This is a genomic window from Streptomyces sp. NBC_01429, assembly GCF_036231945.1.
Lineage (GTDB): Bacteria > Actinomycetota > Actinomycetes > Streptomycetales > Streptomycetaceae > Streptomyces.
The window spans coordinates 3,641,858-3,660,577 of the sequence record NZ_CP109599.1 but is presented as its reverse complement, the minus strand read 5'-3'; the positions used below and the strand labels follow the sequence as shown (position 1 = coordinate 3,660,577).

15 protein-coding genes are annotated in these 18,720 nt (G+C 69.7%); 10 read left to right on the top strand and 5 right to left on the bottom strand.

The features are described 5' to 3' along the window. Positions 1–153 precede the first annotated feature (153 nt). Both OG627_RS15770 and OG627_RS15765 read right to left on the bottom strand, forming a co-directional pair. A complete protein-coding gene (locus tag OG627_RS15770; RefSeq protein WP_329065548.1) occupies positions 154–2,418 on the bottom strand; it encodes a (Fe-S)-binding protein in 2,265 nt (754 codons plus the stop codon). 107 nt (positions 2,419–2,525) lie between these two features. Continuing rightward, positions 2,526–3,395: a sugar transferase gene (locus OG627_RS15765; protein ID WP_329065546.1), complete on the bottom strand. Its 870-nt coding sequence runs from the start codon at positions 3,393–3,395 to the stop codon at positions 2,526–2,528. A gap of 214 nt (positions 3,396–3,609) precedes the next feature. On the opposite strand from OG627_RS15765, the gene dnaK reads away from it, so the two are divergent. From dnaK to OG627_RS15745, 4 genes are read left to right on the top strand one after another with little or no spacing between them, the layout of a single operon-like run. Further along, the gene (gene dnaK, locus OG627_RS15760; RefSeq protein ID WP_329065544.1) at positions 3,610–5,478 is read left to right on the top strand and encodes a molecular chaperone DnaK; all 1,869 of its coding nucleotides are present in this window, start codon (positions 3,610–3,612) and stop codon (positions 5,476–5,478) included. Then, a complete protein-coding gene (grpE, locus tag OG627_RS15755) occupies positions 5,475–6,137 on the top strand; it encodes a nucleotide exchange factor GrpE (RefSeq protein ID WP_329065543.1) in 663 nt (220 codons plus the stop codon). Before dnaK ends, grpE begins: the two co-directional genes overlap by 4 nt. Before the next feature lie 42 nt (positions 6,138–6,179). After that, a complete protein-coding gene (gene dnaJ, locus OG627_RS15750; RefSeq protein WP_329065542.1) occupies positions 6,180–7,373 on the top strand; it encodes a molecular chaperone DnaJ in 1,194 nt (397 codons plus the stop codon). A gap of 4 nt (positions 7,374–7,377) precedes the next feature. Further along, a complete protein-coding gene (locus tag OG627_RS15745) occupies positions 7,378–7,842 on the top strand; it encodes a heat shock protein transcriptional repressor HspR (protein WP_329065541.1) in 465 nt (154 codons plus the stop codon). Positions 7,843–7,981: 139 nt separating this feature from the next. Here the strand turns inward: OG627_RS15745 and OG627_RS15740 are convergent, their stop codons facing one another. Continuing rightward, positions 7,982–8,974, bottom strand: coding sequence for a LuxR C-terminal-related transcriptional regulator (locus tag OG627_RS15740; RefSeq protein ID WP_329065540.1), 993 nt, complete (start codon positions 8,972–8,974; stop codon positions 7,982–7,984). Between the two features lie 251 nt (positions 8,975–9,225). Beyond that, positions 9,226–10,170: a helix-turn-helix transcriptional regulator gene (locus OG627_RS15735; RefSeq protein ID WP_329065539.1), complete on the bottom strand. Its 945-nt coding sequence runs from the start codon at positions 10,168–10,170 to the stop codon at positions 9,226–9,228. Positions 10,171–10,545: 375 nt separating this feature from the next. Here OG627_RS15735 and OG627_RS15730 point away from each other — a divergent pair, with 375 nt between their 5' ends. Beyond that, positions 10,546–10,866, top strand: a complete 321-nt coding sequence (locus OG627_RS15730) for a (2Fe-2S)-binding protein (RefSeq protein WP_329072696.1) — start codon at positions 10,546–10,548, stop codon at positions 10,864–10,866. A gap of 205 nt (positions 10,867–11,071) precedes the next feature. Here OG627_RS15730 and OG627_RS15725 read toward each other — a convergent pair whose 3' ends face one another. Then, on the bottom strand, positions 11,072–11,476 hold the full coding sequence (locus OG627_RS15725) for a pyridoxamine 5'-phosphate oxidase family protein (protein WP_329065537.1): 405 nt from the start codon (positions 11,474–11,476) through the stop codon (positions 11,072–11,074). Between the two features lie 368 nt (positions 11,477–11,844). Here OG627_RS15725 and clpB point away from each other — a divergent pair, with 368 nt between their 5' ends. The 5 genes from clpB to OG627_RS15700 all read left to right on the top strand — a co-directional run bounded on the left by clpB (position 11,845) and on the right by OG627_RS15700 (position 18,641). Further along, on the top strand, positions 11,845–14,490 hold the full coding sequence (gene clpB / locus OG627_RS15720; RefSeq protein ID WP_329065536.1) for an ATP-dependent chaperone ClpB: 2,646 nt from the start codon (positions 11,845–11,847) through the stop codon (positions 14,488–14,490). A gap of 54 nt (positions 14,491–14,544) precedes the next feature. Next, positions 14,545–15,285, top strand: coding sequence for an SDR family oxidoreductase (locus OG627_RS15715; RefSeq protein ID WP_329065535.1), 741 nt, complete (start codon positions 14,545–14,547; stop codon positions 15,283–15,285). Positions 15,286–15,348: 63 nt separating this feature from the next. Beyond that, positions 15,349–16,668 carry an alpha/beta fold hydrolase gene (locus tag OG627_RS15710; RefSeq protein ID WP_329065534.1) on the top strand — a complete coding sequence of 440 codons (1,320 nt, stop codon included), beginning with the start codon at positions 15,349–15,351 and terminating at the stop codon, positions 16,666–16,668. Positions 16,669–16,789: 121 nt separating this feature from the next. Further along, complete coding sequence (locus OG627_RS15705) at positions 16,790–18,076, top strand: AAA family ATPase (RefSeq protein ID WP_329065533.1); 1,287 nt, start codon at positions 16,790–16,792, stop codon at positions 18,074–18,076. Continuing rightward, positions 18,054–18,641, top strand: a complete 588-nt coding sequence (locus OG627_RS15700) for an RloB family protein (RefSeq protein WP_329065531.1) — start codon at positions 18,054–18,056, stop codon at positions 18,639–18,641. Before OG627_RS15705 ends, OG627_RS15700 begins: the two co-directional genes overlap by 23 nt. Positions 18,642–18,720 lie beyond the last annotated feature (79 nt).

The following is an 18,720-nucleotide window of genomic DNA, read 5'->3' as shown; positions in this document are numbered from 1 at the left end:
CGATCCCGGTACGCACGACTCACCCCCACCCCATCCGTACTCCTGGTCCCCGTGGCCACATCGTGCACCAGCGGGCCCCCACACAGAAGCGGTCGGATCCGTCCGTCCGGATCCGACCGCTCCCGCGAAAGAACTTCCCGCCGCTTTGCCCGCCTACTTCGCCGGCTCGGGCTCCTGCTCCGGCTCGCTCCGCGCCGGCGTGCGCACCGAATCCAGCAGCAGCTGCGCCACGTCCACCACCTGGAGCGACTCCTTCGCCTGCCCGTCGCCCTTCTTCCCGTTGACGGAGTCCGTGAGCATCACCAGGCAGAACGGGCACGCCGTCGACACGATGTCCGGATTCAGCGAAAGCGCCTCGTCCACGCGCTCGTTGTTGACGCGCTTGCCGATCCGCTCCTCCATCCACATCCGCGCCCCGCCCGCGCCACAGCAGAAGCCGCGCTCCTTGTGACGGTGCATCTCCTCGTTCCGCAGCCCCGGAACCTTCGCGATGATCTCGCGCGGCGGTGTGTAGACCTTGTTGTGCCGGCCCAGGTAGCACGGGTCGTGGTACGTGATCAGGCCCTCGACCGGGGTGACGGGGACGAGCTTGCCCTCGTCCACCAGGTGCTGGAGCAGCTGCGTGTGGTGGATGACCTCGTACTCGCCGCCGAGCTGCGGGTACTCGTTCGCGATCGTGTTGAAGCAGTGCGGGCAGGTCGCGACGATCTTCTTCGAGCCCTTCGGCTTCTTCGTCGAGGCGTCCGCGTTGCCCTCCTCGTCGAGGGACTCGCCGTACGCCATGTTCAGCATCGCGACGTTCTCCTGGCCGAGCTGCTGGAACAGCGGCTCGTTGCCGAGGCGCCGGGCCGAGTCACCCGTGCACTTCTCGTCGCCGCCCATGATCGCGAACTTCACGCCCGCGATGTGCAGCAGCTCGGCGAACGCCTTCGTGGTCTTCTTCGCCCGGTCCTCCAGGGCGCCCGCGCAGCCGACCCAGTACAGGTAGTCGACCTCGGTCAGGTCCTCGATGTCCTTGCCGACGACCGGGACCTCGAAGTCGACCTCCTTGGTCCACTCGACGCGCTGCTTCTTGGCCAGCCCCCAGGGGTTGCCCTTCTTCTCCAGGTTCTTGAGCATCGTGCCCGCCTCGGACGGGAACGCGGACTCGATCATCACCTGGTAGCGGCGCATGTCGACGATGTGGTCGATGTGCTCGATGTCGACCGGGCACTGCTCCACGCACGCGCCGCAGGTGGTGCAGGACCACAGCACGTCCGGATCGATGACGCCGTTCTCCTCCAGCGTCCCGATCAGCGGGCGCTCGGCCTCCGCCAGGGCCGCCGCGGGGACGTCCTTCAGCGCCTCGGCCGACGCCTGCTCCTCGCCCTCCATGTTCTTCCCGCCACCGGCGAGCAGGTAGGGCGCCTTGGCGTGCGCGTGGTCGCGCAGGGACATGATCAGCAGCTTGGGCGACAGCGGCTTGCCGGTGTTCCAGGCGGGGCACTGCGACTGGCAGCGACCGCACTCGGTGCAGGTGGAGAAGTCCAGCAGGCCCTTCCAGGAGAACTGCTCGACCTGGCTGACGCCGAACACCGCGTCCTCCGCCGGGTCCTCCCAGTCGATCTCCTGGCCGCCGCTGGTCATCGGCGGCAGCGCGCCGAGGGCCGTCCCGCCGTCCGCCTCGCGCTTGAACCAGATGTTGGGGAAGGCGAGGAAGCGGTGCCAGGCCACGCCCATGTCGGTCTTGAGCGCCACGGTGATCATCCAGATCAGCGAGGTGGCGATCTTGATCATGGCGACCAGGTAGACCAGGTTCTGGAGGGTGGCGAGGCTCAGCCCCTTGAAGGCCACGACCAGGGGGTACGAGACGACGTAGGCCGCCTGGTAGGAGTCCGCGTGGTGCAGCGCGCCCTCCAGCCCGCGCAGGATGAGGATCGCGATCCCGATGGTCAGGATGACGGCCTCGACGAAGTACGCCTGGCCGAAGTTGGAGCCCGCGAAGCGGGACTTGCGGCCGGCCCGGCTGGGCAGCGACAGCTGGCGGACGACGATCAGCGTCAGGATGCCGAGCGTGGTCAGCAGGCCGATCAGCTCGACGAAGACCTCGTACGGGACCCAGCCGCCGATCACCGGGAGCAGCCAGTCGGCCTTGAACAGCTGGCCGAAGGCGTTCACCAGGGTCAGGACGAGCGAGAAGAACCCGACCGCGACGAACCAGTGCGCGACGCCGACCACGCCCCAGGCGTTCATCCGGGTGTGGCCGAGGAACTCCTTGGCCACCGTCACGGTGCGTCGGACGGGTTCGTCGGTACGCGTCCCGGCGGGGACGGGCTGGCCGAGCCGTACGAAGCGGTAGATCTGCCCGATGGCTCGGGCGAACAGCGCGACACCTACGACGGCGAGTACCAGCGACACGATGATCGCGGCGAGTTGCATTTCGGGGGCTCCTCGGGCCTGCGAGGGTGGGAAATCCGCACTCAGGCCGAAATTCGGCCTGATCTTGCTGAGCGGTATCTATTAAGAGGTACTTACTAAGCGGTAACTTAATCAGCTCGTGCTGAGGGTACCCACTTATTCCGTCGCAATGTAGCCGGGCGCCCGGTGATCTGTGTCGCCCAGGGGGCCCTGCCCCGGAGGGCGGGTACGCGGCGGACCGGGATCCGGCGTGCGGGGACCCGGCGCGCGGGCGGGGCGAGCAGCGCGGCGGCGGGGGTGCGGGCGAGGATCGCCAGGTCGAGACCGATCCAGTGGTGTTCCACGTAGTGCTGGTCGAGCAGCGCGGCCTCGTCCCACGGCAGCGCCGACCCCCGCCGCACCTGCGCCAGGCCGGTCAGTCCGGGCCGTACGAGCTGACGCCAGGGCGCGGCGGCGGCCGGGGCGCCGAACTTCAGGGGCGCCGGGCCGACCAGTGACAGGTCGCCGCGTACGACATGCGGCAGCCGGGAGAGCAGGTCGAGCCGCAGTCGCCGGGTGCGCAGGGAACTCAGCAGGAAGGGGTGTCCGTTGAGTCCAGTGCGGTAGTCGCGCACGCGGACGCCGTCGGCCGGGCGGGAGAGCGCCAGGGCGAGCGCGGCGACGGCGAGGACGGGCGAGGCCAGCAGGAGCAGGGCCGAGCCGAGGGTCAGGTCCAGCAGGCGCTTGGGTTCGAGAAGCCCGCCGGGGCGCCGCTCGGAGATCCGCGCCAGGACCCGGGCGAAGGGCCGGGTGAGGGCTCGTCCGAGGGCTTGGCTGAGGGCTCGGGCGAAGGGTCGGCCGAAGGGCCGGGCGAGGATCCGGCCCGAGGCGCGTCGCGGTACGCCCGAACGTCCCCGGGGCCGGTTCGGGAGGCGGTTCGGGAGCCGGGTGAGGGGGCGGCCGGTCCGGTCGGGGGGCCGTCTGGGGTGCGGTGGCTTCCGGGGTGCGGGTCGCTGCATGGTCACATCTGACCGTTCTCTGAGCGATTTGTGGCATTTGCTCGGAAACGATCGCATGCTGGAGCGGTGTGCGTGCGGCAGGCGCCCCGGGGGAGCCGTCGGCTGCGAGACGGGCGCACCTTAGTTGAGTCTCATCGACTCAGGTCCTTTGACTCCCTGGGATCTGTGATGCATCCTTGAGTCTGTTCCACTCAAGTCAGCTGGAGGAATTGAAATGGCACGTGCGGTCGGCATCGACCTGGGCACGACTAACTCCGTCGTCAGCGTTCTCGAAGGCGGCGAGCCCACCGTCATCACCAACGCAGAGGGCGCCAGGACCACGCCGTCCGTCGTCGCCTTCGCCAAGAACGGCGAGGTGCTCGTCGGAGAGGTCGCCAAGCGCCAGGCGGTTACGAACGTCGACAGGACCATCCGGTCGGTCAAGCGCCACATGGGCACCGACTGGAAGATCAACCTCGACGGCAAGGACTTCAACCCGCAGCAGATGTCGGCCTTCGTGCTGCAGAAGCTGAAGCGGGACGCCGAGGCGTACCTGGGCGAGAAGGTCACCGACGCGGTGATCACCGTCCCGGCGTACTTCAACGACTCGGAGCGCCAGGCCACCAAGGAGGCCGGCGAGATCGCGGGCCTGAACGTCCTGCGTATCGTCAACGAGCCGACGGCCGCCGCGCTGGCGTACGGGCTCGACAAGGACGACCAGACGATCCTCGTCTTCGACCTCGGTGGCGGCACCTTCGACGTGTCGCTGCTGGAGATCGGTGACGGCGTCGTCGAGGTGAAGGCCACCAACGGTGACAACCACCTCGGTGGTGACGACTGGGACCAGCGTCTCGTCGACTACCTGGTGAAGCAGTTCGCCAACGGTCACGGCGTGGACCTGGCCAAGGACAAGATGGCTCTCCAGCGTCTCCGCGAGGCCGCGGAGAAGGCGAAGATCGAGCTGTCGTCGTCCACCGAGACCACGATCAACCTGCCGTACATCACGGCGTCCGCCGAGGGCCCGCTGCACCTGGACGAGAAGGTCACCCGCTCGCAGTTCCAGCAGCTGACCTCGGACCTCCTGGACCGCTGCAAGACCCCGTTCCACAACGTCATCAAGGACGCCGGCATCCAGCTGTCCGAGATCGACCACGTGGTCCTCGTCGGCGGTTCGACCCGTATGCCCGCCGTGGCGGAGCTGGTCAAGGAGCTGACCGGCGGCCGTGACGCCAACAAGGGCGTCAACCCGGACGAGGTCGTCGCCATCGGCGCCGTCCTCCAGGCCGGTGTCCTGAAGGGTGAGGTCAAGGACGTCCTGCTCCTCGACGTCACCCCGCTGTCCCTCGGTATCGAGACCAAGGGCGGCATCATGACCAAGCTGATCGAGCGCAACACGACGATCCCGACGAAGCGCTCCGAGATCTTCACGACGGCCGAGGACAACCAGCCGTCCGTGCAGATCCAGGTCTACCAGGGCGAGCGCGAGATCGCGGCGTACAACAAGAAGCTCGGTATGTTCGAGCTGACCGGTCTGCCGCCCGCGCCGCGCGGTGTGCCGCAGATCGAGGTCGCCTTCGACATCGACGCCAACGGCATCATGCACGTGGCCGCGAAGGACCTCGGCACCGGCAAGGAGCAGAAGATGACCGTCACCGGTGGCTCCTCGCTGCCGAAGGACGAGGTCAACCGGATGCGCGAAGAGGCCGAGCAGTACGCGGACGAGGACCACCGCCGCCGCGAGGCCGCCGAGACCCGCAACCAGGCCGAACAGCTCGTCTACCAGACGGAGAAGTTCCTCAAGGACAACGAGGACAAGGTCCCCGGCGACGTCAAGACCGAGGTCGAGACGGCGATCGGCGAGCTGAAGGAGAAGCTCAAGGGCGAGGACACCGCCGAGATCCGTACCGCCACGGAGAAGGTCGCGGCCGTCTCCCAGAAGCTCGGACAGGCGATGTACGCGGACGCCCAGGCGTCCGGTGCCGCCGCCGGCGGTCCCGAGGGCGCGGCCGGCGCCGGTCAGGCGCAGGGCGCCCAGGCCGACGACGATGTCGTGGACGCCGAGATCGTCGACGACGAGAAGCCCAAGAAGGACGGTGCGGCGTGACGGAGGAGACCCCGGGCTTCGAGGAGAAGCCCGACGTCCCCTCCGGCGCTCACCCCGAAGACGCCACGCCGAAGGCCGCCGAGCCGGACTCCGCCAAGGAGTCCGGGCCGGCGGCCCCGGCCGGGGACGTACAGGACGTAGCCCTGACCGCCCAGCTGGACCAGGTCCGTACCGCGCTCAACGAGCGCACGGCAGACCTCCAGCGGCTTCAGGCCGAGTACCAGAACTACCGCCGCAGGGTGGAGCGGGACCGCGTCACGGTCAAGGAGATCGCCGTCGCGAGCCTGCTGACCGAGCTGCTGCCCGTGCTCGACGACATCGGCCGGGCGCGCGACCACGAGGAGCTGGTCGGCGGGTTCAAGTCGGTCGCCGAGTCGCTGGAAGCGGTCACGGTCAAGCTGGGACTCCAGCAGTTCGGCGAGGAGGGCGAGCCCTTCGACCCGACGATCCACGAGGCCCTGATGCACTCGTACGCGCCGGACGTCACGGAAACGACGTGCGTCGCGATCCTCCAGCCGGGGTACCGGTTCGGCGAGCGCACCATCAGGCCCGCCCGGGTCGCGGTCGCCGAGCCCCAGCCCGGGGCCCAGCCCAAGTCCGCGGACGAGCAGGCCGGGTCCGCCAAGGACGAGGAGAGCGGTGGCCCCGAGGAGGGCTGACGCGGTGTCATGCAGTGAAGGCGGAGAGGAGGGACGTCGGGAATGAGCACCAAGGACTTCGTGGAGAAGGACTACTACAAGGTTCTCGGCGTCCCCAAGGACGCCACCGAGGCCGAGATCAAGAAGGCGTACCGGAAGCTCGCCCGCGAGTTCCACCCGGACGCCAACAAGGGCGACGCCAAGGCTGAGGAGCGCTTCAAGGAGATCTCCGAGGCGAACGACGTCCTCGGCGACCCCAAGCGGCGCAAGGAGTACGACGAGGCGCGCTCGCTCTTCGGCAACGGCGGATTCCGCCCGGGGCCCGGAGCGGGCGGCAACGGCAACTTCAACTTCGACCTGGGCGACCTCTTCGGCGGCGCCCAGGGCGGCGGCCCACAGGGCGCCCCCGGCGCCGGCGGCTTCGGTGGGGGGCTCGGGGACGTCTTCGGCGGGCTGTTCAACCGGGGCGGCGGTCCCGGCACCCGTACACAGCCGCGCCGTGGACAGGACATCGAGTCGGAGGTCACGCTCAGCTTCAGCGAGGCGGTCGACGGGGCCACGGTCCCGCTGCGGATGTCCAGCCAGGCGCCCTGCAAGGCGTGTTCGGGCACGGGCGACAAGAACGGCACCCCGAGGGTCTGCCCGACCTGCGTGGGCACCGGACAGGTCTCGCGCGGCTCGGGCGGCGGCTTCTCGCTGACCGACCCCTGTGTGGACTGCAAGGGCCGCGGGCTGATCGCCCAGGACCCGTGCGAGGTCTGCAAGGGCAGCGGGCGCGCCAGGTCCTCGCGGACCATGCAGGTCAGGATCCCGGCGGGCGTCAGCGACGGCCAGCGGATCCGGCTGCGCGGCAAGGGCGCGCCGGGCGAGCGCGGCGGTCCGGGCGGCGACCTGTATGTCGTCGTCCACGTCGACGCCCACCCGGTCTTCGGCCGCAGGGACGACAACCTCACCGTCACCGTGCCCGTCACCTTCACGGAGGCGGCGCTCGGCGGCGAGGTGAAGGTGCCGACGCTGGGCGGTCCGCCGGTCACGCTGAAGCTGCCTCCCGGGACGCCCAACGGCCGTACGATGCGGGCCCGTGGGAAGGGTGCCGTACGCAAGGACGGCAGCCGGGGCGACCTGCTGGTCACCGTCGAGGTCGTCGTGCCCAAGGACCTCGGCGCCCAGGCGCGCGACGCGCTGGAGGCGTACCGGAAGGCGACCGCGGACGAGGATCCGCGGGCGGAGCTGTTCCAGGCGGCGAAGGGAGCATGACCCGATGGACAGGGACGGGCGGGCGCGGTCCGGATTCGGCAGGGCGTACCAGCTGACCGAGGAGACGCCGGTGTACGTCATCTCGGTGGCGGCCCAGCTCTCCGGACTGCATCCGCAGACGCTCAGGCAGTACGACCGGCTCGGGCTGGTCTCCCCGGACCGTACGGCGGGGCGCGGGCGCCGCTACTCGGCCCGTGACATCGAGCTGCTCCGGCAGGTGCAGCAGCTGTCGCAGGACGAGGGCATCAACCTCGCCGGCATCAAGCGGATCATCGAGCTGGAGAACCAGGTCGCCGCGCTCCAGGCCCGTATCGCCGAGCTGTCCACGGCGGTCGACGGAGCGGCGGCGGCGATGCGCCAGCGCGAGGCACAGGTGCACGCCTCGTACCGCCGGGACCTGGTGCCGTACCAGGACGTGCAGCAGACGAGCGCCCTGGTGGTGTGGCGGCCGAAGCGGCCGACGGACTGAAGCGGGTAACGGGAGCGGGGTCCGGGAGACCGGGCCCCGCTTTCGTGTGCTCCGGGGGACCGGGTCCTGTTTTCGTGTGCTCCGGGCGACCGGCCCCGCTTTCGTGTGCTCCGGGAGCCCCCCGCTGTGCCGCCGCTCCTCAGCCCAGTTTCCGTTCCTTCGCCGCCGCCTCCGAACTCCACCACGCGCCGAGCGCGAACATCGTGTCGACGCCCACGGCCTCGTACAGCTTGTTCAGGTCGTTGTTGACGGTCCGCAGGCTGACCCCCAGCTCGCTGGCGATCTGCTTGAGCGTACGGCCCTCCCTGAGCTTGTTGAGGATGCGCCGTGACCTGCTCGTCGTGAGCGTCTCCTCGCGCCGCCTGAACCGGCCTCCCGTCCACGGCTCGGCGCGTTCCCACTGCTGGTCGTAGACGTGGTGGAGGAATGCCACCATGCCGGGGTGTGTGACGACGAAGGCGGTCCAGCTGTCCGACTCGTCGCGGTGGTCGGAGACCACGGCGAAGTTGTTGTCGACCAGGATCATCCGCTCGAAGCCGGTGGCGAGGGTCCGTATCTCCGCGCCGTGCTTGCTCATCTCCACGGCCAGCTCCTGCTCGGCGTACCGGGCGCGGGCGGTGTCCGGGTAGATGGTGCGCAGGGCGATGCCCCCCTGGAGCAGCTTCACTTGGGACGGGCTGACCGCCCGCAGCGTCTCGCGGTCCCTGTCCAGCGGCTGCGCCGTGAGGACCTGCGACCGCGCGGAGTTCACCGCCTGCATGATGGCGGCGTTGACACGTTCGTGCTGGCCGAGGAATTCGATGCCGTTGCCGGTCGGCGGCTCGGCGTCCCGCATCTCCCGGTGCAGCTCGGAGAAGTGCATCATGCGGTCGAGATGGTGGGCGATGGCGGCGCGCTCGGCGGCCAGCGCCGACTGCTCGGCGTGGTGCATGTCCGGCACGCTCCACAGATCGAACTGCGGGTTGTGCACGGCGAGACCGAGAGCGGCCAGCTCGGCGCGTCCGGGTTCGCCCGCCTCGACCTGTTCGCCCTGGACCAGCCGGCGCAGCAACGCGCGTGCCCCGTCCGACAGGACGGCGAGCGCGGTCGCCGCGGGCGCGCCGCCCCGCAGGCTTATGTCCCCTTCTTTCATTTGCTCCCTCTGCGCGATGCCGCAGCGCACATCAGTGCAGCAGCCCGATGCTTGATCCCCGAGCGCGGGACGCGCAGGCTGGAGAGCGCGACGGGGGGCAGGACCGCGGGCGAGGAGGGCGCATGACGGGGGGTGCGTGCCTCGCCCGCGGCAGCCGTCGGCTCCGCCGATTCCGTCTGCTGCGTGGTTCCCGTCTGCTCCGTGGTCCGCGTCGGCTCCGTCCGCCTCGGCTCCGTGGTCCGCATGTGCTCTCAGTTCTCCTGGTCGAGGATCCGCGAGTGTGCGATGAGGTAGCCGAGCTGGGCGCGGCTGCCGCTGCCGAGGGTGGTCGCCAGCCTGGCGATGTGCGCGCGGCAGGTCCGTACGTTCATCCCGAGCCGCCGTGCGATGGCCTCGTCCACATAGCCCTCGACGAGGAGCTTGGCGATGGTCCGCTGGACGCCCGTGACGCCGGCCGGGGTCGGCTCGTACGCGACCTGCTCGGTGAGCGGGGTCGCGCGTGCCCAGAGCTGTTCGAAGACCTTGACGAGGTAGGTGACCAGACCCGGGTGGCGCAGTTCCAGCGCGACCTGCCGGTCGTCGGTCGCGGGGATGAAGGCCACCGTGTTGTCACAGATGATGAGCCGCTCGATCAGCTCCTCCAGCGTCCGTATCTCCACCTTTCCGCTGGCCATGCGGTCCACATAGGCCATGGTGCCCTGGCTGTGCCTGACGGTGTGCTGGTAGAGCGTGCGCATGCTGACGCCGCGGTCGATCAGAGGTCTGTCCCGCTCCAGGGCCTGGCTGAGCGCGTCCTGCGGCCTGCCGCCTCCGGGCTGAACGGTCAGCATCTCGGTGTGGCACTCGGCGGTGGCGACGTTGAGGGCGGCGTTGATCCGGTTGGAGCCCTCCAGCACGGTGATGGCGTGAGTGGGGGCCGGATTCAGCGCGCTGATGGCCATGAACGGCTCAAAGGACTCTGTCAGATCGTTGGAGAGTCGTCTGCGGTCCAGGATCTCTCGTTCGATGGGATGGAGCATCTGAGCGAGAGCGACGGAAGGCGGAACGGGCCGTAGCCACTGCGGGTCGTCGGGATCGGGGTGCAGAAGAGCGAACTCCAGCAGGCACGGAGCGTCTTCGGCCTCCGCCCGGGAGATGCGTCCCGCGCTCAGCGCGCTGGCATAGAGCCGCGTGCCTTCCTCGCACAGCTCGGTCACTGCATGGGGATGTGTCGGGTCTGTTCTATTTTGCGGCAAATCTCCACCCCCCAGGGTCCTGAACCTACAGGAACATGATGCATCGTCCCTGTGGCATTGACGTGCCTGAATGAGCCATCGTCTTGTGACGCGGGGGAGAGGAATCCATCAAGTGAGGACGAAGCCGACTATGTACAAGAGATTGCTTCGCTCGGTGCTTGCCACTGCTTTCACCGCGGTCGTGGCTTTCGGAGTTCTCGGTGGTGGTGGGGACAGTGGCTGGAGCACCTCGGCGACAACCACCTCGGGGGACAGCGGGTGGACGAGCCCGGCATCGGATGTGACGGCTGCGCCGGTGGACAGTGGCTGGACCAGTTCGTCGGCCGACATCAGCGCATGACCGTCCCGCTGGACGACCGGGTCTTCCGGCGCGAGATGGCCACGGCCTACCGGTCGGGGTGGCACTTCATCGACTTGGTCACCGCCATTCCGCACCGGGGTGACTCGTTGATGGTCACCCTCTTCGGGGAGCCGGTCGTCGTCGTACGCGAAGAGGACGAGGATGTCCGCGCCTACCGTTGCCTTCGGCGGCCACGCGGGGCTCCGCGCCCCGTCAGATGCACCATCAGGTACGACATGATCTTCGTCAACCTCGACCAGCGTGACCATCAGCTGGTCGGACCACAAACCAACATCGCCACCCCCCGCAGCGCCTGAACGGTTCCCCCGTCGTTGTAAATCGTTCGGGCGCTTCCCCCACACAACGGCGCCATCGTGGACCTGAAACACGATGGCGCCGTTGTGCTGCCCGGGTACGGTGCGCGGCGCTCCCCCCTCGCGCCGCCCGCCGTACCCGGGCCTTTGCGTACCGGGCCCGGGTGCTTGCGGGCCGTACCGGGGTGCTCGCGTGCCGTGCCGGCTCTCAGTAGCGGCCCATCGCCCGCTCCAGCGCGATCTCGATCACCACGCGCTCCGGGTTGGGCCTCGGGGCGTGTCCGTACCGCTCCGCGTAGCGGTTCTCCGCGTCCGCGACGGCCTCGGGCTCCCTGCGGATCGTGGCGCGGCCCTCCAGCGTGGACCAGCGGCCCCTCTCGAACTGGCAGACGGCGACCCTGGCGCCCTCCGGGCCCGCCGCGAGCACATGGGCTACCTTCCGGCTGCCGCCGCTGCTGATGACGCGGGCCAGTCCGGCCGCCGGATCGTAGGTCACCCCCACCGGGACCACGTGCGGGCCGCCGTCCGGGCGCGGGGTCGTCAGGGTGCAGATGTGGCGCGCCCGCCAGAACGCGAGAAGATCGGCGCTGGGGTTCCGTACGTCTTCGGCCATGGAGGGAAGCCTATGGTCGGCGGTTTTCCGCCCGGCACCCCGGTCCACCCCGGTCGCGCCCCGTACCGCTTTCCCGCCCCCGTACCGTCCCGTTTCAAGCTTGAGTGGAATAGACTCAACTTTACGCATGCTGTGAGAGTCAGGTGTGGCGGCTGTGCGTCGGTGGAGAGGTGAGTCCCGGACCGGGAATCTCCGTAAGGAACCACGAGGAACCACAGAGGAACCACAAGAGCCGCACAGGGCCGCACAGGGATCCATGGGGCCCGTGGCGCCGGACGGGGCCGTTCGGCGCCGTGCGGGGCCGCACAAGGCCGTACGAGGCCGTACGGCGGGCACATTCGCATACGTGTACGTGAGGAGAGAGCGCAGTGGACGCCGAGCTGACGAACAAGAGCCGGGACGCGATCAACGCGGCCACCAGCCGCGCCGTGGCGGCCGGACACCCCGATCTGACCCCGGCGCACCTGCTGCTCGCGCTGCTGGAGGGCCAGGACAACGAGAACGTCACCGACCTGCTGGCTGCCGTCGAGGCAGACCAGGTGGCGGTACGGGCGGGCGCCGAGCGGCTGCTCGCCGCCGAGCCCAGCGTGACGGGATCCACCGTCGCGCCCCCGCAGCCCAACCGTGAGCTGCTCGCCGTCATCGGCGACGCGGCGCGGCGCGCCAAGGAGCTGGGCGACGAGTACGTGTCCACCGAGCATTTGCTCATCGGAATCGCCGCCAAGGGCGGCCAGGCGGGGGCGGTGCTCGCGGAGCGCGGCGCCGCCGCCGAGAAGCTGCTCGACGCGTTCGAGGCGGCCAGGGGAGGGCGCAGGGTGACCACAGCGGATCCGGAGGGCCAGTACAAGGCCCTGGAGAAGTTCGGCACCGATTTCACCGCCGCGGCCCGTGAGGGCAAGCTCGACCCGGTGATCGGCCGGGACCAGGAGATCCGGCGCGTCGTACAGGTGCTGTCGCGCCGTACGAAGAACAACCCGGTGCTGATCGGTGAGCCCGGCGTCGGCAAGACCGCCGTGGTCGAGGGGCTCGCACAGCGCATTGTCAAGGGCGACGTGCCGGAGTCGCTGCGGAACAAGCGGCTGGTTTCGCTGGACCTCGGCGCGATGGTCGCCGGCGCGAAGTACCGGGGCGAGTTCGAGGAGCGGCTGAAGACCGTCCTGTCCGAGATCAAGGGCAGCGACGGACAGATCATCACTTTCATCGACGAACTGCACACGGTCGTCGGCGCGGGCGCCGGCGGCGACTCCGCCATGGACGCGGGCAACATGCTCAAGCCGATGCTGGCCCGGGGCGAGCTGCGCATGGTCGGCGCGACCACCCTGGACGAGTACCGCGAGCGGATCGAGAAGGACGCCGCGCTGGAGCGCCGCTTCCAGCAGGTGCTGGTCGCCGAACCGTCCGTCGAGGACACCATCGCGATCCTGCGCGGGCTCAAGGGACGGTACGAGGCGCACCACAAAGTGCAGATCGCGGACGCGGCCCTGGTCGCCGCCGCCACCCTCTCCGACCGCTACATCACCTCGCGCTTCCTGCCCGACAAGGCCATCGACCTCGTCGACGAGGCCGCGTCCCGGCTCCGGATGGAGATCGACTCCTCGCCCGTCGAGATCGACGAACTCCAGCGCTCCGTCGACCGCCTCCGTATGGAGGAGCTGGCGCTGAAGAACGAGTCGGACCCCGCCTCCAAGCAGCGCCTGGAGAAGCTCCGCCGCGACCTCGCCGACCGGGACGAGGAACTGCGCGGCCTCAACGCGCGCTGGCAGAAGGAGAAGCAGGGGCTGAACAGGGTCGGTGAGCTGAAGGAGCGCCTGGACGAGCTGCGCGGCCAGGCCGAGCGCGCGCAGCGCGACGGCGACTTCGACACCGCCTCCAAGCTGCTGTACGGCGAGATCCCCGGCCTGGAACGCGAGCTGGAGGCCGCCTCCGAGGCCGAGCAGGAGGCCGCCAAGGACACGATGGTCAAGGAGGAGGTCGGCCCGGACGACATCGCCGACGTGGTCGGCTCCTGGACCGGTATCCCGGCGGGCCGGCTGCTGGAGGGCGAGACCCAGAAGCTGCTGCGCATGGAACAGGAGCTGGGCCGGCGCCTGATCGGCCAGCGCGAGGCCGTGGAGGCCGTCTCCGACGCCGTACGCCGCACCCGCGCGGGTATCGCGGACCCGGACCGCCCCACCGGCTCCTTCCTCTTCCTCGGCCCGACCGGAGTCGGCAAGACCGAGCTGGCCAAGGCCCTCGCGGACTTCCTCTTCGACGACGAGCGCGCCATGATCCGGATCGACATGAGCGAGTACGGCGAGAAGCACTCCGTCGCCCGCCTGGTCGGCGCCCCGCCCGGATACGTCGGTTACGAGGAGGGCGGCCAGCTGACGGAGGCGGTGCGCCGGCGCCCGTACAGCGTGGTGCTGCTGGACGAGGTGGAGAAGGCCCACCCGGAGGTCTTCGACGTCCTGCTCCAGGTGCTGGACGACGGCAGGCTCACGGACGGCCAGGGGCGGACGGTCGACTTCCGCAACACCATCCTGGTACTGACGTCCAACCTCGGCAGCCAGTACCTGGTGGATCCGCTGACGAGTCCCGAGCGGAAGAAGGAGCAGGTCCTCCAGACCGTACGGTCCTCCTTCAAGCCGGAGTTCCTCAACCGCCTGGACGACCTGGTGGTCTTCTCCGCCCTGTCGCGCGACGAACTCGCCCACATCGCCGGCCTCCAGATCGGCCGGCTGGCCAAGCGCCTCGCTGAGCGCCGCCTCACGCTGGACGTCACACCGGCGGCCCTGGAGTGGCTCGCTGACGAGGGCAACGACCCGGCGTACGGGGCGCGGCCGCTGCGGCGGCTGGTGCAGACGGCGATCGGGGACCAGCTGGCGAAGGAGATCCTGGCGGGGGAGGTCACGGACGGGGACACGGTACGGGTGGACCGGTTCGAGGACGGGCTGATCGTGGGGGCGGCGCCGGAGTCGACGGAGCCGCCTGAGCAGGGTGGGCCCGCGCCCACGTCGCTGGAGAAGAAGCCCTAGGGTTCTCGACCGAGAACCATTGTCGAGCCGTTCGAGCGAGGGTCAGGGGTCACCATGAGCGGGCAGCCGGTGCCGGTCACCGTCGTCACGGGCGGCAGCCGAGGCATCGGCGCCGCCGTCTGCGCGCGCCTCGCCGCGGACGGGCACCATGTCGCGCTCGCGTACCACTCCGACGAGGCGGCGGCCGTGGCCGTCGCCTCGTCCGTACGGGAGACGGGCCGGCGATGCGTGGCCGTACGGGCCGACACCTCCGACGAGGCCGACGTCGACCGTCTCTTCGAGACGGCGGCGGCCGAACTCGGCCCGGTCACAGGGCTGGTCAACAACGCCGGGGTCAGCGGCCCCGTCGGCCCGCTCGCCGAAGCGGACGCGGCCGGTATCCGGCGCGCGCTGGACGTGAACGTCGTCGGCTACCTGCTCTGCGCGCGCCGGGCGGTGCGCGACATGACCCGGACCGGGGGCGGCGCCATCGTGAACGTCTCCTCGGCCGCCGCCACCCTCGGCAGCCCGGGGGAGTACGTGCACTACGCGGCGGCCAAGGGCGCCGTGGACACGATGACCGTCGGGCTGTCGAAGGAGGTCGCGCGGCTGGGCATCCGGGTCAACGCGGTGGCCCCCGGCGTCATCAGGACCGAGTTCCACGAGGACCCCGCCCGCCCGGACAAGCTCGCGGACGGCATCCCCATGGGGCGGCCCGGAGAGCCGGAGGAGATCGCGGGCGCCGTCTCCTGGCTGCTCTCGGCGGACGCCTCGTACGCCACGGGAACGATTCTGCGGGTGGCGGGCGGGCGCTGAGCGGGCGCTGACAGCGGTCGACGGCAGCGGGGACTGTCAGTGGTGGGTGGCAGGCTGAACGTCATGACACCGAGGGACGACATCGACATCCCGAAGGCCACGGCGAGGGCCACGACGAAGGCCGCGACGAAGGTCACGGCGAAAGCCGCGACGCCGTGGGTTCTCACCGACATCGAGCAGGCGCTGCGGGCGAGCTGGGCGGCCGACACCTGCTCGCCCGACGACGTGGAGCGCGCCCCCTGGACCGGGGAGAACCCGGCGTGGGGGCAGTGCGACATCACGGCGCTGGTCGTGCACGACATATTCGGTGGAGACCTGCTCTTCGCGGAGGTCCGGCTCGGTGCGGAACAGCACGGCTACCACTGGTGGAACCGGCTGCCGGGCGGCGTCGAGATCGACCTCACCCACGACCAGTTCCGGCGCGGCCAGCAGGTCGGCGAGCCCCGGGCTGTCCGGCGCCCGCCGGGACGGCTGCCCCGCAGGGCGGAGGAGTACGAGCTGCTGAGGAGCCGGGTGGCGGAGCGCCTGGGGCCGCTGTCGCTGTCGCCGTCGCTGTCGCAGCCGGCGTACGGGACGGATACGGACCGGGCGCGCGAGCCGGAGCGGGGTTCCGACGCCGAAGCGGTCCGGGGAGCCTTCGAGATCGTCGGGCGGAGGCTGTCGTACCTGGACTTCGGCGGCCCGGGGCAGCCCCTGCTCGCCCTGCACGGCCACTTCGGCCAGGCCCGCACCTTCACGAGGCTGGCGCGCGACCTCGCCCCGAAGTGGCGGGTGATAGCGCTCGACCAGCGAGGACACGGCTACTCCGACCGCCCGGCCGACTTCTCGCGCGAGGGGTACATCGAGGACGCCGCCGGGCTCCTCGGCCACCTCGGACTGCGCGACGTGGTGGTGCTCGGCCACTCCCTCGGCGGCCTCAACGCGTACCAACTGGCGGCCCGGCGTCCGGACTTGGTCCGCGCCCTGATCATCGAGGACATGGGGACGGAGATCGCCGGTGACCTCTCGTTCTGCCTGTCCTGGCCCCACCGCGCACCCACCAGGGCCGCCCTGCTCGAAGGGCTCGGGGACGCCGGGCCGTATCTGACGGACGGGCTGAGCGAGTACGCCGACGGCTGGGGGCTCACCGTCCACCCGGAGGACATGGTGATGTCCAACGAGCAGCACAAGGGGGACCACTGGGCGGACTGGCTGGCCCGCGACTGCCCGGCCCTGCTGGTGCACGGAACGCGGAGCGACATCCTCGCCGCCGACCACGCGAAGGCCATGGCATCCCGCCGCCCCCACACCCGCCTCGTCCAGCTCCCCACCGGCCACATGGTCCACGAGAGCGCCCCGGCGGGCTTCGCGGCGGTGGTCGGGGCCTTCCTGGAGACGATCTGACGGCCCGGCGCCGCGTGGCGACGTTCGGTAGCCGTGTCCCCTGGAGAGAACTACCATCTATGTGAATCACGTAATGCGCGATTCACTTGTTCACAAGATGGTGTGGGGAGGGTGACAATCCATGCTGCTGAGCTTTCGTGTCGCCAACCACGGCTCCCTGCGCGAGCCACAGGAACTGAACCTCGTGCCCGCGTACGGGGACGACCGGCCGGCCGTGCCGGTGGTGGCGCTCTTCGGCGCGAACGCGTCGGGGAAGTCGACGGTCGTGGACGCCTACCGATTCTTCGCCGAGGCGGTACGCGAATCCCAGGCCCGATGGCTGCCGGGCGCTCCCCTGCCGCGCCGTCGCCCGTTCCTTCTCGATCACACGAGTCAGGGCGAACCGTCTTCGTATGGCGTCGACGTTCTGCTGGACGGCGTGCGGTACGTGTACGGGTTCAGCGTCACGGACACCGAGGTGGCCGAAGAGTGGCTGTACGCGTACCCCAAGGGCCGGAAGCGGGTCCTCTTCGAGCGCGACCGCATGCGGATGACGTACGGCGCGACGCTGACCGGGGAGCGGGTGGCGGCGGAGCGGCTGATGCGGCCGAACAGCCTGTATCTGTCGGCTGCCGCGCAGACATCGCACAAGCAGCTGAGTGAGCTCTGGCGTGATCTGCATTTGGTCACACTCGGTGATGGCTCGCGGCATCTCGCCTCTGCTATCGGCGCGTATCTCGTGCAGACGTATGAGGTCTTCGCCGCAGCGGGGCTGCCGATCGGAAGCGATGTCCTGGCGGTAGCTGATCTGGGCGTGCACGGCATCCGCGGCGGCGAGGCGAAGAACAAGGCATTCGAGATGCTTCTGCGGAATCCCGATGGCCGGGCACAGGGGATGCCGGACGACGTCAAAGCGGCCGCGTCGCAGGCATTGGAGTTCGTCCATCGGGTCGGTGGCGAGGAGTTCGTCCTTCCGGAGGAAGCCGAATCGGCCGGTACGAAGACCTGGCTGACCATGGCGACCACTGCCCTCCTCTCCCTTCTCAACGGGGATGTGATGTGGGTCGACGAGATCGACATCAGCCTCCACCCCCTCCTCACCGCCAAGCTCCTCACCCTCTTCCAGGACCCGGAGCTGAACCAGCGCAACGCCCAACTCATCTTCACCACCCACGACGCCTCCCTTCTCGGCACGATGCTCGGTGACCAGGTGCTGCGTCGCGACCAGGTCTGGTTCGTGGAGAAGGACGCGAAGACCGGGGCCTCCGAGCTGTATCCGCTCACAGACTTCAAGCCCCGCAAGGGCGAGAACTTCGAGCGGCGTTACCTCGCCGGCAGCTACGGAGCCGTACCGCTCCTGCCGGAAACGGCCTTTGAAGACATGCTCAAGAAGTACTGGGGGGCTCGTGGCCAGGTCGTTCCCACGTGAGGGCTCGGGCCGCAGGCGCGGCCCCGTGCGGCGGTCCGCGCGGACGATGCTGATCGTCTGCGGCAGCAAGGAGACCGAGCGGCAGTACCTCCAGGGCTTACGTGATCACTTACGCAACCCCGCCGTGTCCGTGGTCGTACGCGGCAAGGCATGCTCCCCGACGCAGCTGGTCGCGTACGCGCGCGGGCAGCGGGATCTCAATCCGGGCGGGTACGACGAGGTGTGGTGCGTCTTCGACGTGGACGACTACATAGACGTGGCCGACGCCGCGCTGGCCGCCCGGCGGCAGGGCATCAGGATCGCCGTCTCCAACCCCTGCTTCGAGCTGTGGCTGCTGCTCCACTTCACCGATCACCGCGCGCACATCGGCACGAAAAAGCTGCTGCCGCTCATGGAGAAGCACGTCCCGGGCTACGACAAGACGCGGATCGACTTCCGTAAATACCGGGACGAGATGGTCCGGGCGGCGGAGCGGGCCCAGGGGCTGGAGCCGACCGGGGAGGAGCACGGGCGGAATCCCTCGACCGGCGTATGGCGGCTCACGGACCGGATGGCGAATCCGTGACCCGTTGAGACGCGGATGGGGTTGCCACCCCCGGGCCGGGATGGGAGAGGATGGCAGGAACCGTACGAAGGGAAATACA

Excerpts from the sequence above, each read along its gene's own strand:
- OG627_RS15770 (WP_329065548.1), bottom strand. The coding sequence starts at position 2,418 with ATGCAACTCGCCGCGATCATCGTGTCGCTGGTACTCGCCGTCGTAGGT.
- dnaK (WP_329065544.1), top strand. The coding sequence starts at position 3,610 with ATGGCACGTGCGGTCGGCATCGACCTGGGCACGACTAACTCCGTCGTC.
- OG627_RS15730 (WP_329072696.1), top strand. The coding sequence starts at position 10,546 with ATGACCGTCCCGCTGGACGACCGGGTCTTCCGGCGCGAGATGGCCACG.
- OG627_RS15745 (WP_329065541.1), top strand. The coding sequence starts at position 7,378 with ATGGACAGGGACGGGCGGGCGCGGTCCGGATTCGGCAGGGCGTACCAG.
- dnaJ (WP_329065542.1), top strand. The coding sequence starts at position 6,180 with ATGAGCACCAAGGACTTCGTGGAGAAGGACTACTACAAGGTTCTCGGC.
- OG627_RS15710 (WP_329065534.1), top strand. The coding sequence starts at position 15,349 with ATGACACCGAGGGACGACATCGACATCCCGAAGGCCACGGCGAGGGCC.
- OG627_RS15705 (WP_329065533.1), top strand. The coding sequence starts at position 16,790 with ATGCTGCTGAGCTTTCGTGTCGCCAACCACGGCTCCCTGCGCGAGCCA.
- OG627_RS15765 (WP_329065546.1), bottom strand. The coding sequence starts at position 3,395 with ATGCAGCGACCCGCACCCCGGAAGCCACCGCACCCCAGACGGCCCCCC.
- OG627_RS15740 (WP_329065540.1), bottom strand. The coding sequence starts at position 8,974 with ATGAAAGAAGGGGACATAAGCCTGCGGGGCGGCGCGCCCGCGGCGACC.
- OG627_RS15715 (WP_329065535.1), top strand. The coding sequence starts at position 14,545 with ATGAGCGGGCAGCCGGTGCCGGTCACCGTCGTCACGGGCGGCAGCCGA.
- OG627_RS15725 (WP_329065537.1), bottom strand. The coding sequence starts at position 11,476 with ATGGCCGAAGACGTACGGAACCCCAGCGCCGATCTTCTCGCGTTCTGG.